Raw genomic sequence first — 13,493 nt, 5'->3', positions numbered from 1 at the left:
TTAATGTGAGCTCAGGTTAGACGGTCAACTGGCGTGGTGGAATAACCGGTTTTGTGGAATTGGAGGTAGCCACTTATGCCGCTTATGCGCGCTGTTACGACTCGCGTGATTTGGCGTTGGTCGAGCGTTTGACGAACGGTCCGCCTGAGAAACCCGCCGTTGCGCGGCCTTGCGCGGATGATTTTTCGCGGGCGCGGCGGGCAGGGCGCGCGGACGTTTTTTCCATTCGCGCCGTCTCGATCTGCAGCGACAGCGCGTCGATACGCTGGCGTAACAGGTCGGTCGCAGCCACGCGTTCAGCCAGCAACGCGTCCTTTTCCGCGAGCTGTCCGCGGGTCTCGGCATGCCGCGCAGCCGAGGCAGCCAGTTCCGCCTTTATTGCGGCCAACTCGTTGCGCAGCGCGTCGCGCTCGGTTCGCGATTCGGCTTCGAGCGTCGCCGCCCGCTCGTGACTCGCCTGAAGCTCCTTGCGCAGACGTTGCGCCGCGGCCCGTTCACCGTCGATTTCGAGCAATGCGCGCTTTTCCGCAGCGGCGAGCCGCTGCTCGTTCTGCTCGTGCGAACGGCGCAGTTTCGCGAGTTCGTCGGCGAAATCCCGGCGGGCATCGGCGAGCGCGGCGGCGCCTGCCGCGGTTTCTTCCTTCGATGCCGTCAGCTGCGCCGTCAGCATATCGTTGGCGGTCTGCAGTTCGACGATGCGCGCCTCGAGCCCGGCGAGCCGCGCGCGCAGGGTCGCGGCGTCGTTGGCCGACTTTTCGGCCTGCTCGACGGCTTCCTGACGCTGCCTGTCTAGTTGCTCGGCCTGTTTTTGCGCCGCGGAGATTTGGGCGTCGGCGTCCTGCCTGAACACGTCTAGCGCAGCGTTCGCGGCGTCGCTCGACAGACGCCACAGCTGCGCCGCGAACTCGCCGGCGGCCGTTGCGACCTCGGCCGGCAAATCCGGACGGCCGACATCGACACGCGTTTTGTCTCGCACGTCGGTCCAGAAATCGCGCAACGCCTTGGCCGGCGCGCTCATGCTCCCTTTACGCACCAATTGGTACAGGCGGTTTGCGGTCGGCGTTTCGCCGTAGCGGAAAAACAGCAACGCACAGACTTCGCGATAAAGCGTCTGCGTGTCGGACGCATTTTGGCGGGCGACTTCGATGTCGGCTTCGAGGGTCATGGTGGTACCGGCTGGAAATATGGATTCCGTTGATAATACAACGTAAAACGCAAGAAACGCTACGCACCCGCGTCACAAACACGACATTAGTACTATAATGTCGTGTGCATGTTTATTTAAGCTTTGTCGAAATTTGTCATGTGGAATCCACAGCCGGGGAACCTAAACTTCCAACTTTTTAGCGCCTCAAGGCAGTTTTGCACTTCGATAGTGCATTACTTGAGCGAGTTGACGAGTTGCGTCCGGGAATTGCCTCCCCGCGAGAATGCTGCACTTTTCCGTCGGGCAACACATAACCTCAAATGGTCTTCCAGTCGAATAACTCAAAAATGCATTAACTTAGGAGCGTGTCGAATCTCGCGGTCGAGCGGCCCGATTTACGGTGATTGGCGACTTTTGAGTGGGACAACTCGAGGTTGTACAAGCCGGAGATGTCTGAGATGACGCGGCGTAGCAGCGACAACAACCAACGTGCAAACACGGCGGCACCCGCGGTGGCGGGCAGACCGTTGCCGTTTGAAGAGCTCGCTGAAGCATCAACTCGCGCTTACGAAAAGGACCCGCACGGCTACAACCGCACCCCTTCTCGAAATGTGCACGCTCGATGATGCACTAACCGACGTGAACGCTCTCAACGCTTGACTTCGCACCTATGACGAGGGGTCTCGTACGCAGCGCGCATACGGAAAGGAACTCGACCGCTTCTACGCGTGGCTCACGATCTTGCAGCGAAAAGGACTCGCCTCTGTCAGGACGGAAGACATCGAGGCCTACGACGAGTTCCTGAAGGCCCCACTTCCAGACCGGTGCGGCAAGCGCAACGGGCGGCGGTCAATGGGTGACTGGCACCCGTTCGAAGGTCCGCTGTCTGAGCGCAGCAGGTCGTATGCCCGCAGGGTCATCGGTGGTTTCTTTGGATGGCTCGTCGCGATAGGTAACCTCGTCAGAGATCCGTTTGTTGTCAGTGCCCGGCATCACCGACAGAAGAATGATGCGGTCCGCCATGAAGCGGCATCCACCACGAGCGTTCTAACCCTATCTACGTTTCGGAGATTCGCGAACGTCATCCGCTTTGCAGGACACGACTATTCCGGCAGGAGCGTATTCTCTATCAAACGCTGACCCGCGCTACAGCCCGCCATAAGTGCAGTCGCTTCCGTTCCGAAAGGCTTCCAGGTGTCTTCCATCAGGCGGATAGGTGATATCAGCGAAGTTGGCACCCCGTTAGCACCAACGGATACGATTGCGACAAACCCCCTCGGCGGTGACAGCACAGCGCTGCCTGACGGCTCCCACACGGGCTCAAGTTCGACGGTTATTTCGAAACCTTTGTACGGGTAAGTCCTTTGCATACGGTGCGGCAGATTGGTTCTTCGGCGGGCTGGAGCATACGCATTATGTGTCTCTCTAACCTGAAGAGAGCCTTAAGAAACAGATCCACAGAAATACGTGAAGAACTCTCTTTGAGCGCGCAGGTCCGGTTTGTGACGATATGATGCATTGCTGGTGCGCTCGATACCTCACACCCCAATAAGTATGGCTACTCGCGCAAAATACTGGGCTCCGCTCGTTGCCCCGCACCGAACGATTTCTACGCCGCGCTAACGTGCCGCAATTCACCGACGATCGTCTGTGGGTTCTTCAGCAGGTTGTAGATCGGGCAAACCGCCTCTACCGCTTCATGCAGTGCGCGAATCGCTTCGGGTGGTTCTGGCGACACGATATCTAGCGTGTAGCGGATGTTATGCGGAAAGATCGGCACATGCTCGAAGCCCGGTTGCTGTGCGAGCGGATGCTGGTCACCGGTCACCTCCACATCGATCGAATCTATCTGCAATTGCCGCTCGGCGGCCTGAATCAGCGTGATATGCGTCAGGCAACTCCCCAGCACTCCGAGCTGTAATTCAGGCGACGCTGGTCCGAGGTTGTAACCGGCGAAATCGGTGGGACTGTCGCTGATGACCTGGAAGTCGCGGATACGGATTTCGCGTACGCCGCTGCGTCCCAAGGCTCGCACATTGGCTTTCAGCTGGTTAGCCTTGATATTCGGGTCGTTGCGCGCCGCTTCGCGTTTGGCGAGCCATGCAATGCGTTTCTGCTGAAGGTACTCGTTTAGCGTCGTCATGAATGAATGGTTCGGTCGGTCGTCGATACTGCGAGTGAGGATTCGGCGCACAGCATAGCCGGCTACCGTGGATCCACGAACGAAGCGATTCTGCTTTGCTTAAATCCATCCGTCAGTTTCGGCGGCCCCAACCAACGCGCATAAGAATATAAGTTATTGTTTGTTGTCCAATTGATTTATTCACCGGTACATTTTTTCGATCGCGCAGCCACACAAAGTTGCTGCTCTCAATCGAACTCTGTACGTCAAAGCATCGGCTATGTCCGTAAATGCCGATTTTCTTCGGCCACGTGCGTGCAACGAAGTCATGCAGCGCCGATACGTTCCAACGATTTGCTGGCGTCGTGCGGCTTCACCGTTTGCACTGTTGTTTGCCTGGCAAATTGCATGTTGGGGCTTCCGCTTGTCCGGCACCAAACTTTATTCGACCGGCGCGCTTTTCGCCGACTATGTGTCGACCATTGGCCAGGACCAGCAGGGTCGCCGGACTGTGGCGGTGGTGCCGGCCGGTCACCCAGGTATGAAGATCATCGACGACTGGCAAAGGCTTCGGGCAGAAAACCACGGCAAGCGGGACTGTGATTTTCGACGATGTGTGGGTGCCCGCGCTCAACGTGCTACCGATCCACCAAAGCTACGAGCACTGGCCGCAAAACGCGGTCACGCAGGTCAGCCATGTTGGCATCGACGCGGGCATTGCGCGCGCGCCGCGATCGACGCGACGATCGCCTTTATTCGCGAACGCGACGCGGCTTCGTCGTCGAGCGCCGCCCTGCCCCTCGGCGCCGATCCGTAGGCGATCCATCAGCTTGGCGAATTGACGACGCGTCTGCACGCTGCCGAAGCGATGATGGAACGCGCCGGCCGCGAGATCGATCGCTGCCTCGCCGATATCGGGCCGGACTCGATTGCGGCCGCGTCGATCGCCGTAGCGCAAGCCAAGGCATTGACCAACGAAATCGCGATCGAAGCGAGCAGCAAGTTGTTCGAATTGGCCGGAACCCGCTCGACGCATCCGTCGTTCAATCTCGACCGGCACTGGCGCAACGCTCGGGTTCACACCGTGCACGATCCGGTGCGCTGGAAATACGCCGCTGTTGGGAACTTCTATCTCAACGGCGTGCGCCCTTCACCCACCGGTCAGACTTGAAACCCGCACGCGCTTCTGAAGCGATTAGCTTCTTCGACTTCCAGCCGGACCTCGAATTCTTTGGCGCGCGCGTACTCCCGCTGCTACGTGAAGCGGGCCTGCGCCTCTGACTGCCCCGCATCTCCGAATTCAAAGGTGATTAAATGAGCCGACTCTGGTACACCCGCTGCCCTGCCCCGACTCCGTTCGGCATACCCATACAGAAAGGCTGCCTCGAACAGGAATTCGCCGCCTACGGCATCGACGTCAAAGCGCTCCAGGACGCCGACGACGCCACCGTGCGGCGCTCGCACTTCACGCACACGCAGCCATGGTCGTTTCGGCAGGGTGGCAATATTTCCCGCACTATGGGCGCTTTCGCAAGGTAGCGATACACGACTGATTGGCCCGAGCTGGGTGGATGAATTTCAGGCGCTGATCACGCTCGACCGGCAACTCGATGCCAGCGCGCAAGCGCTGGCAGGACGCCGCTTCGGCTTTCCACTCAATACACGCGCAAGCGTGGTCGATTTCCATCGCGCGACTGTCCGATCGCATCTTGCGGGACGCAGCCCAATCCAGCTACCGCGCTATGCAATCGACAATCCATTACTGGCGTTTCGGCGGCAGGCTTCGCATACTCGCTGACGACCCTACTGCGGAGCGCTCTCGTCATGTCTCTTTCAATCGACCACATCGTGATCCGCGTGCAGGATCTCGAGCAGACCATCGCCGATTTCACTACGCTTGGCTTCACCGTGCAACGCGGCGGCACGCACGCCGACGGCGCCACACATAACGCGCTGATCGGTTTCGCCGATGGCAGCTACGTCGAACTGATCGCCTTTCTGCGCGACGCACCGGAGCATCGCTGGTGGGACGCTAGCCGTCGCATAGGAGATGGTTTCGTCGACTACGCGCTGCTGCCGCAATCGGTTGCCAGCACCATCGCCGCGGCACGCGAACGAGGTCTCTCTTATGACGGCCCGCTAGCCGGCGGACGTCTGCGCCCCGATGGCGAGCGCCTCGAATGGCAGATCGGCAAGCCGTCGAGTGCGGATCTGCCGTTCCTGTGCGGCGACGTGACGCCGCGCCACCTGCGCGTGGCCGAAGGCGACGTTCGCCATCATGCGAACGGGGCGCACGGCGTCGCGAACATTACGCTTGCGGTGCACGACCTGGATGCGAGCCTCGCACGATATCGCGCGCTGCTCGGAGAACCCTACGTGCAGCGCGCGCCGCTGCCTGGTTACGACGTCGCATTGGGGATCCTGTCGCTTGGCGCGACGACGCTCACGCTTGCAAGCCCGGCCCGCGAAACCCGTCCGCCAGCCGAAGGTCTTGCCGCCGACCTTCGGCACCACCTCGCCTCGCGCGGCGAAGGGGTTTTCGCGGTCGCCCTGGAGACGTACGTCGATGGCGCCGCGCGGCGCCTCGAGCGTACGCTCGCCCATGGCGCCACCATCGAACTGGTAGCAAACCCGTCGATCCGACGCGATCGATAGCGTCGCGCGCGAGCGAAACACCAGGCGACCCGGCGCCGCTCACGACGCCGTCTGCGCCGCCAGCGATCCGCCGAGATAAGCGTCGCGGATACGCTGGTCGCCGAGCAATTCGCTCGCGGTGCCGGACAACACCACGCGCCCCGTCTGCAGCACGTAGCCGCGATGCGCGATCTGCAGCGCGAGGCTCGCGTTCTGCTCGACCATGAAGAACGTGATGCCCTGCTGGTTTACGGTCTGGATCAGTTCGAGCACCTTGTCGACGTATAGCGGCGACAGGCCCATCGTCGGCTCGTCCATGCAGACTAGCGCGGGACGGCTCATCAACGCGCGCGCCATCGCCAGCATCTGCTGCTCACCGCCTGAAAGCGTGCCGGCCCGTTGGGTCAACCGCTCTTTCACGCGCGGGAAAAGTTCGAGCATGCGTTCGTAGTCCTCGCCGATGCCCGCGCGGTCGTTGCGCGTGAACGCGCCCATCAGCAAGTTTTCGCGCACGGTCATGTCGCCGAAAAGCCGCCGGGCCTCCGGCACCGAAGCGATCCCTCGCCGCACGATCTGCGAAGTCGGCAGACCGTTCAACGGCTTACCGTCGAAGCTGAGGGTGCCGGCTCGCGGTTTGTGCAGTCCAAGAATCACCTTCATCGCCGTCGATTTGCCGCTCGCATTGCCGCCCAGCAGGCTGACGATCTCGCCGCGCCCGATGCTGAGATTCACGCCGAAGTGCACCTGGACCTGTCCGTAGAACGTGTCGATCTGTTCGAGTTTCAGCAACGGCTCGGTCATGGCGGCTTGTGTGGAGACGAATGGGTTCGGCGCAACCAGATGCAGATTTGATGTTTTCACGCAGCCGCCGTTTCGTTACGGCCGGCAGCCGCGCCGACCTGACGGTGTCCAAGGTAGGCCTCGATCACGGCGGGGTCGTCGCGCACCTCGGCCGGCAGCCCGGAAGCGATTTTGCGGCCGTCTTCGAGCACCAGCACGCGATCGGAAAGCTGCATCACCAGGTCCAGCTTGTGTTCGATAAGCAGGATGGTGAGCCCGTCGCGTTTGAGTTCGAGTATTAGTTCGAGCATTTCGGCGGTTTCGGACTCGTTCATGCCAGCGGTCGGTTCGTCGAGCAGAAGGATGCGCGGCCGCAACGCCAGCGCGCGCGCAATCTCGACACGCCGGCGGTTCGCATACGACAGGCTATGCGCCGGCTGATCGAGACGCGGCGACAGGCGCGTACCGAAGCGCGCCAACAGCGCCGTCACTTCTTCGCGCAGCGCGGCGCTTTCGCGACGTACCGATGCAGGCCCGACCAGCGCGCGCAACGCTTCCGCGAATGCCCCCACGACCGGCCAGCCACAGCGCGTCATCGCAAGCCTCGCATGCGCGCCGATCAGCACGTTATCGAGCACGCTCAGATTGCCGAATACCCGTCCATGCTGGAACGTGCGGGCGACGCCGCGCGCGGCAAGCTGCTCGGGCGCCATGCCGGTCACGTCTTCGCCGGCGAATCTCACCTCGCCGGCGTCCGGCGCGTCGATACCGGTCAGCAGATTGAACAGTGTGGATTTGCCGGCGCCGTTCGGACCGATCACGCTCACGCATTCGCCGCGCGCAACCGACAGGCTCACCTCGTCGACAGCCACGAGACCGCCGAAACGGCGCGTAACGCGCCGCACGTCGAACAGGATATCCGTGCCGCGTGGCAAAGAAGATGTCATGGTCGCCTCCGTCATACCGAACCGAACAGCCCTTGCGGCCGGAAGCGCACGAGCAGCAACAAAATCATCCCGTAAATCAGCATCCGGTAGTCGGCGGCAAAACGGAACAGTTCCGGCAGGCTGATCAGCGCCACCGCACCGGCGACCGCGCCGATCACGCTGCCGAGACCGCCGAGAATGACCATCGTCAGCGCAAGGATCGACACTTGCGAGTCGAAGGTCTGATAGTTGATATAGCTGTACAGGTGCGCGGCGATCCCACCGCCGATGCCAGCCGCGAGACCGCCGCAGGCGAACGCGATCGCCTTGTAGCGATTGGGGCGGATGCCATACGCGCGCGCAGCCACGTCGTCCTCGCGGATCGCGCGCCACGTGCGGCCCAGGTGCGAGTTCAGGAGCCGCGCCTGCAGCAGTGCGAGCAGCACGAGCATGGCGAGTGTGAACCAGTAGACGGCGCGCACGCCCGTCAACTGCCAGCCGAACAGCGACAGCGGGGCAATGCCGGTGATGCCCACCGGACCGCGCGTCAGGCTGTCCCAGTTGAGCACCACGAGGCCGATGATTTCACCAATGCCAAGCGTCGCAATCGACACATAGTGGCCGCGCAGCCTGAACGACGGGTAAATCAGCACCGTGCCAATCGCCGCGGTGATGAGGCCGGCGAGCGGAATCGTCAAAGCCGGCGACCAGCCCAGATTGACGGACAGCAGCGCCGACGCATAGGCGCCGATCAGCAGCAGCGCCGCATGCCCTAATGAAATCTGCCCGACCGTGCCCGCGACGAGCGTCAGACTGAGCGCCAACAGCCCATAGATCCAGCCGTTGGTCAGCGTCTGCAGCACATACGACGACGGCACGACGAGCGGCAGCACGAAGGCGAGCGCCACTAGTGCCACGATCGTGCGAAGCGGAACGTGCAGCGCGCGGCGGTTCGACAGAAACGTGCCGGTCAGCGGCTCGGGCGGCAACCGGCGGCTCGCGCTGAAGAGACCATTTGGCCGCCACACGAGAAACACCAGCAGCAGCACGAACGCGAACAGGTCGCGATAGCTGGTGCCGAACAACGCGACCCCGTAACTCTCGACCAGACCGAGCAGCAAGCTGCCGGCGATCGCGCCGGGCACGTTCCCCAAGCCGCCGATCAGCAAGGCGACGACGCCTTTCAACGTCGCCTGAAAGCCCATCGCCGGATCGATGCTGTTGTAGTACATGCCGACGAGCAAGCCGCTCAAGCCGCCGAGCCCGCAGGCGATCGCAAACACGGCCTGATTCACGGCATTCACATTGACACCCATCTGCTGCGCGGCATCGCGATCCTGCGCGGTCGCGCGTACCGCCCAGCCGAGCCTCGTGAAGCGTAGGAACATGTACAGCACGCCCGCCGCGCCGATGCCGATTGCCGCAATCAGCAGATCGAGCGAGCCGATGGCGGCCCCGCCGAGCGACAGCGTCCAGTCGGGCAGCGAACTCGGCACAGGACGTGGATCGGGCCCGAACACGATCTGCGCGAGCTGGTCGAGTACGAAGCTGATACCGATGGTGGCGAGCAGCGGCGCAATACGGGCCGCGCCTTGCAGCGGCCTCAGGCCGAGCCGCTCGATCAGGATGCCGAGCAGCGCGCAGCCCGCGACCGTCGCGAGCAGCGCCACGGGCAGCGGCAAGCCGAGCCGCGTCAGACACAGCCAGCCGATGAAGCCGCCCACCATATACACGGAGCCGTGCGCGAAATTGATCAGATGCGATACGCCAAAGATCAGCGCGAGGCCGACCGCGAGCAGCGCATAGATATTGCCGACGATCAGGCCGTTGATCGTGTAGTCGAACCACGCAGTCATGGCGTATGCACGGCGCTCGCGCCGTCCCACAGAGCGAATTTGCCGTCCTTCACGACGAGCTCGAGATTCTTCGCGCCAGCCACGCGGCGCGTCTGCGGATCGAACCTGAACTTGCCGAAGATCACGCTCGGTACATCGCTGATCTTCGCAAAGCCGTCGTGCACGGCCGCGCGATCGGCACCGTAGCGGCGAATCACTTCGCCCGACAGAATCATCGCGTCGTACGCGCGCGCGGCGAAGGTATCCGGATCCGCGCCGTATCTGGCGCGGTAGCGCTGCACGAAGCTTTGTACTTCAGGACGCGGATCGCCGGGGAAGAAGTTCGATTCGGTGTAGACGCCGTTCACCGCAGGGCCGCCAAGATCGAGAAACTTCGGTGAATACACCGAGCCGACCGCCGCGATTGGCGTGCTCACACCGCCCGCTCGCGCCTGGCGAACGATCTGGGCACCGTCGGAATAGTAGGAGATCAGCACGATCGAATCCGGCTGTTCGCTTCGCACGCGCGTGAGCGTCGCGCGAAAATCCTTTTCGTTCGGTTGATACGCTTCCGCCGCGACGACCTGCGCGCCGTCCGCGGTCGCGGCCTTCGCGAAGATGTCCTTGCTGGTGCGGCCCCAGTCCGTGTTCAGATAGAGCACGGCGATTTTCCTGAAGCCGAGTCCTTTGGTCACATAGTGCGCGAGCAGCGGCTGTTCCTCGGCCTGGCTGATCGCGGTGCTCCACATATAGTCGCCGCCCTTCGTGAAGTCGGGATGCGAATTCGTGAAACCGAACTGCACGAGACCCGCGCGCTGATACACCGGCGACGCGGCCATCGACGCACCGCTCGACAGATCCCCCAGTTCCAGCAGGATGCGGTTGTCGTCGGCGAACTTCTGTGCGATGGCTACGGCCTGACGCGGATCGCTGCGGCTGTCCTCGAACTCATAACTGAGCGGATGGCCGTTGATCCCGCCGTTGCCGTTGATCTGATCGAGCGCGAGATCGAAGCCGCGCTTCCATTGCTCGCCGTACTGCGCATCCTGGCCGCTCAGCGGTCCGGTCACGCCAACCCAGTAAGGATCGGCCGCGTGCGCCACGGGCATCACGCCGCAGGTTGCAAGCGCCAGCGCGCCGGCCAGGTGAAGCAGTGTGCGGGTCGCACCACGCTTGTTGTTCCACAGAATCGACATACAGGTCTCACGCCTTCGAATCGAGTGAGGCCATGTAACCATGTCGCGCGGACGCGGGCCAACGAAGATACGCGACGAAGCTTATTCCGTTGCATCAGCAAAGCTTTTGACGACGAATGCCGAAGCACTTCAGAAGCGCACTCGGCACAGCATCGGATGACGAAGACGCCTTGTTTCAAGCGCTTTTCCACGATCGATGATCGTAGTGAACCAACCGCTACGGCACACATAGGCGTCGGCGATCCGTCGTTTTCGTCAATTACATAGCGGAATTTATTATAAGAACTGCGCATTCAAGCGCTCCTAAAATGCACCCATCACATGGATGAGGCATTGCATGGAGTTGCATCAACTCGAAGCATTCTCGGCAGTCATGTCGACGGGCAGCATGACCGGGGCCGCTCGTATGCTTGGCCGCTCGCAACCCGGCATCACGAGAACGATCCAGGATCTCGAACAGGAGATCGGCTACGCGTTGTTCGACCGTAAAGGACCTCGCGTCACGCCGACGAGCCGCGCGTTCCGGCTATATGGCGAAGTCGAGCGCTCGCTGATCGGCCTGGCCGCTATCGAGGCCAGCGCGCGGGCGATCGGCCGCGACGAGGCAATGCCATTGCGCGTCGTTGCGACACCCGCGCTCGCCGCGACATTGGTGCCACGCGCAATCTCGAAGCTCGCGCAGGCAAGCGCACGCGTCGACACGCAATTGCGCAGTGCGTCCGCCGAGCAGGTCGTCGAGGCGTTGCTGTCACGTTCCGCCGACATCGGCATCGCGACATTGCCGCTGGATCATGCGGCGCTTGACGTGCACTACATCATCGAGGCGCCCTGCGTCGCGGTGCTGCACCGAAACGATCCGCTCGCGCGCGATGCCGTGCTGCGACTCGCGCGGCTCGCGGGCAAGCCGGTCGCCACGCTGGCGAACCGTTATCGTCTGCGCAGCCGCATTGATCGCGCATTCCACGAGGCCGGCGTCGCGCTTCACGTTGCACTCGAAACCAATGCGTCGCTGAATGCGATGATGGCCGCGCAACAGCAGATCGGCGTCGCGATCGTCGATCCGGTGACCGCGTTCGGCATGCGCGTCGCGGACGTCGAGGTCAAAGCGCTCGATGTGCCCATTCCGTTTTTGTATGGCGTCGTCACGCTTTCCGGCCGTCCCCGCAGCGACGCCGTCAACGCAATGATCGATACGCTCGCGGAGGTATCGCACGGGCTGCTGCCCGGGGCCATGCGTCACGCAGCGTCACGGCATGGCGCGCTGGTTGCCCACGACCAGGCGGATGGAGCGGAAACCGCCGCCCAATCGCCCACTTTCACTCTCCGCGACATCGGGACCACTGCATGAGCGCCACGACTCCTTTCCACGCCGCTGCCGGACTGACCGCGCTCGAAGCGCGGCTTCGCGAGGATCTTGCCTGGCTGGAGCTTCCCGCGCCTTCGTGGGTGCCCGCGCGGACATCCGCCGGCCAACCTGTGCTCGATGTCGCCATCATCGGCGCTGGCATGGCCGGGCTGACCGCGAGCGCCGAATTGCGCCTGCTCGGCATCCACAATCAGCGGCTCTTCGATCAGGCGCGGCCCGGTCAGGAAGGACCTTGGATCACCTACGCGCGGATGCAGACGCTACGCTCGCCCAAGCAACTGACGGGGCCCGCACTGCGCTTGCCCGCGTTGACGTTTCGCGCGTGGTACGAGGCCCAGTTCGGCCGCGAACAATGGCGCGCGCTCCATAAGATTCCACGCGTGCAATGGATGGACTACCTGCGCTGGTATCGGCGCGTGCTCGATCTGCCGGTGTCCAATGACACGCGCGTTGAGAAACTGCAGACGCGCGGCGACGGTCTGATAGAGCTTGCGCTGCTGCGCGGAGCGGTCAACGACCGCAAAGATGCGCGGCGCGAAACCGTGCTTGCTCGTCATGTCGTGCTCGCGACCGGCCGTGAAGGGCTTGGCGGCCCGTACGTTCCCGACGTGGCCCGCGACATTCCGCGGCACTTGCGCGCGCACTCATCGGACCCGATCGACTTTGCCGCGCTGCGCGGCAAACGTGTCGGTGTGGTCGGCGCGAGCGCATCCGCGTTCGACAACGCCGCGAGCGCTCTTGAAGCGGGGGCCGGGCGAGTCGATCTATTCGTGCGGCGCGCCGCGCTGCCCCGTATCAACAAACTGACCGGCATCGGTAGCCCCGGCCTCGTTCACGGGTTCGCGAATCTGCCCGACGCCTGGAAGTGGCGCTTCCTGCACTATTCGGCGCAAACGCAGGCTCCACCGCCGCGCGACAGCGTGCTGCGGGTCGCCGCTCACGCGCAGGCTAACCTGCACCTGGCGAGTCCGCTGACGGGTTTGCGCCACGAAGGCGACACGATCGTCGTCGACACGCCCCGAGGGCAATACACCCTCGACTACCTGATCTTCGCGACCGGCTTTCACTCGGAAATCGACACGCGCGACGAATTTGCGCTCATCGCGCCGCACGTGCGCCGCTGGCGCGACCGCTTTACACCGGGGGCGGAATTGCCTAACGAAGAACTCGCCAGCTCGCCGGACCTCGACCGCAACTTCGCCTTCCAGGAACGCGTTCCCGGGGCCTGCCCAGCGCTCGCGCGCATTCACTGCTTCAATCACGCAGCCAGTCTGACGCACGGCAAGGTCGCCGGCGACATCCCCGCGATCAGTGACGGCGCGCAGCGGCTCGCGCGCGCGATCGCCGCAATGCTGTTCGACGCCGACCGCGATACGCACTACGCGGCGCTGCAAGCCTTCGACACCGCCGAACTCGCGGGAGACGAATGGGACGACGCCGATGCCACTGCCGACACGATGCCCGCCGACAACGCTGCCCTCTAATGG

The 13,493-nt window shown here is 62.9% G+C and carries 13 protein-coding genes; 6 read left to right on the top strand and 7 right to left on the bottom strand.

The features are described from left to right. Positions 1 to 94: 94 nt before the first annotated feature. From QFZ91_RS06595 to QFZ91_RS06585, 3 genes are all read right to left on the bottom strand, one after another. Positions 95 to 1,165 carry a DNA-binding protein gene (locus QFZ91_RS06595; protein WP_429566722.1) on the bottom strand — a complete coding sequence of 357 codons (1,071 nt, stop codon included), beginning with the start codon at positions 1,163 to 1,165 and terminating at the stop codon, positions 95 to 97. 831 nt (positions 1,166 to 1,996) lie between these two features. After that, the gene (locus QFZ91_RS06590) at positions 1,997 to 2,170 is read right to left on the bottom strand and encodes a hypothetical protein (protein ID WP_429566721.1); all 174 of its coding nucleotides are present in this window, start codon (positions 2,168 to 2,170) and stop codon (positions 1,997 to 1,999) included. 586 nt (positions 2,171 to 2,756) lie between these two features. Continuing rightward, positions 2,757 to 3,290: an OsmC family protein gene (locus tag QFZ91_RS06585; RefSeq protein ID WP_429566720.1), complete on the bottom strand. Its 534-nt coding sequence runs from the start codon at positions 3,288 to 3,290 to the stop codon at positions 2,757 to 2,759. 307 nt (positions 3,291 to 3,597) lie between these two features. On the opposite strand from QFZ91_RS06585, the gene QFZ91_RS06580 reads away from it, so the two are divergent. From QFZ91_RS06580 to QFZ91_RS06565, 4 genes are all read left to right on the top strand, one after another. Next, positions 3,598 to 4,086 (top strand): hypothetical protein, encoded by a 489-nt coding sequence (locus QFZ91_RS06580; protein WP_429566719.1) that lies wholly within the window; start codon positions 3,598 to 3,600, stop codon positions 4,084 to 4,086. A 3-nt stretch (positions 4,087 to 4,089) separates the two neighbouring features. Continuing rightward, positions 4,090 to 4,440 carry an acyl-CoA dehydrogenase family protein gene (locus QFZ91_RS06575; RefSeq protein ID WP_429568603.1) on the top strand — a complete coding sequence of 117 codons (351 nt, stop codon included), beginning with the start codon at positions 4,090 to 4,092 and terminating at the stop codon, positions 4,438 to 4,440. 143 nt (positions 4,441 to 4,583) lie between these two features. Continuing rightward, positions 4,584 to 4,808, top strand: coding sequence for a hypothetical protein (locus QFZ91_RS06570; RefSeq protein WP_429566718.1), 225 nt, complete (start codon positions 4,584 to 4,586; stop codon positions 4,806 to 4,808). A 285-nt stretch (positions 4,809 to 5,093) separates the two neighbouring features. Then, positions 5,094 to 5,924 (top strand): VOC family protein, encoded by an 831-nt coding sequence (locus QFZ91_RS06565; RefSeq protein ID WP_429566717.1) that lies wholly within the window; start codon positions 5,094 to 5,096, stop codon positions 5,922 to 5,924. A gap of 39 nt (positions 5,925 to 5,963) precedes the next feature. Here the strand turns inward: QFZ91_RS06565 and QFZ91_RS06560 are convergent, their stop codons facing one another. From QFZ91_RS06560 to QFZ91_RS06545, 4 genes are read right to left on the bottom strand one after another with little or no spacing between them, the layout of a single operon-like run. Further along, positions 5,964 to 6,704, bottom strand: a complete 741-nt coding sequence (locus QFZ91_RS06560) for an ABC transporter ATP-binding protein (protein WP_429568602.1) — start codon at positions 6,702 to 6,704, stop codon at positions 5,964 to 5,966. Between the two features lie 56 nt (positions 6,705 to 6,760). After that, positions 6,761 to 7,630, bottom strand: coding sequence for an ABC transporter ATP-binding protein (locus tag QFZ91_RS06555; RefSeq protein ID WP_368622297.1), 870 nt, complete (start codon positions 7,628 to 7,630; stop codon positions 6,761 to 6,763). Between the two features lie 11 nt (positions 7,631 to 7,641). Further along, entirely contained in the window at positions 7,642 to 9,465 is a 1,824-nt protein-coding gene (locus QFZ91_RS06550) for an ABC transporter permease (protein WP_429566716.1), read from the bottom strand. Then, complete coding sequence (locus QFZ91_RS06545; RefSeq protein WP_429566715.1) at positions 9,462 to 10,640, bottom strand: ABC transporter substrate-binding protein; 1,179 nt, start codon at positions 10,638 to 10,640, stop codon at positions 9,462 to 9,464. The genes QFZ91_RS06550 and QFZ91_RS06545 overlap by 4 nt, the downstream gene beginning before the upstream one ends. Positions 10,641 to 10,977: 337 nt before the next feature. On the opposite strand from QFZ91_RS06545, the gene QFZ91_RS06540 reads away from it, so the two are divergent. After that, a complete protein-coding gene (locus QFZ91_RS06540; RefSeq protein WP_429566714.1) occupies positions 10,978 to 11,988 on the top strand; it encodes a LysR family transcriptional regulator in 1,011 nt (336 codons plus the stop codon). Beyond that, positions 11,985 to 13,490 carry an NAD(P)-binding domain-containing protein gene (locus QFZ91_RS06535; RefSeq protein WP_429566713.1) on the top strand — a complete coding sequence of 502 codons (1,506 nt, stop codon included), beginning with the start codon at positions 11,985 to 11,987 and terminating at the stop codon, positions 13,488 to 13,490. Before QFZ91_RS06540 ends, QFZ91_RS06535 begins: the two co-directional genes overlap by 4 nt. Positions 13,491 to 13,493: the final 3 nt, after the last annotated feature.

The sequence above is a fragment of the Paraburkholderia sp. JPY419 genome (genome assembly GCF_050435705.1).
In the GTDB taxonomy this organism is placed as follows: domain Bacteria; phylum Pseudomonadota; class Gammaproteobacteria; order Burkholderiales; family Burkholderiaceae; genus Paraburkholderia; species Paraburkholderia youngii.
This window is presented reverse-complemented; position numbering and strand designations above follow the sequence as displayed.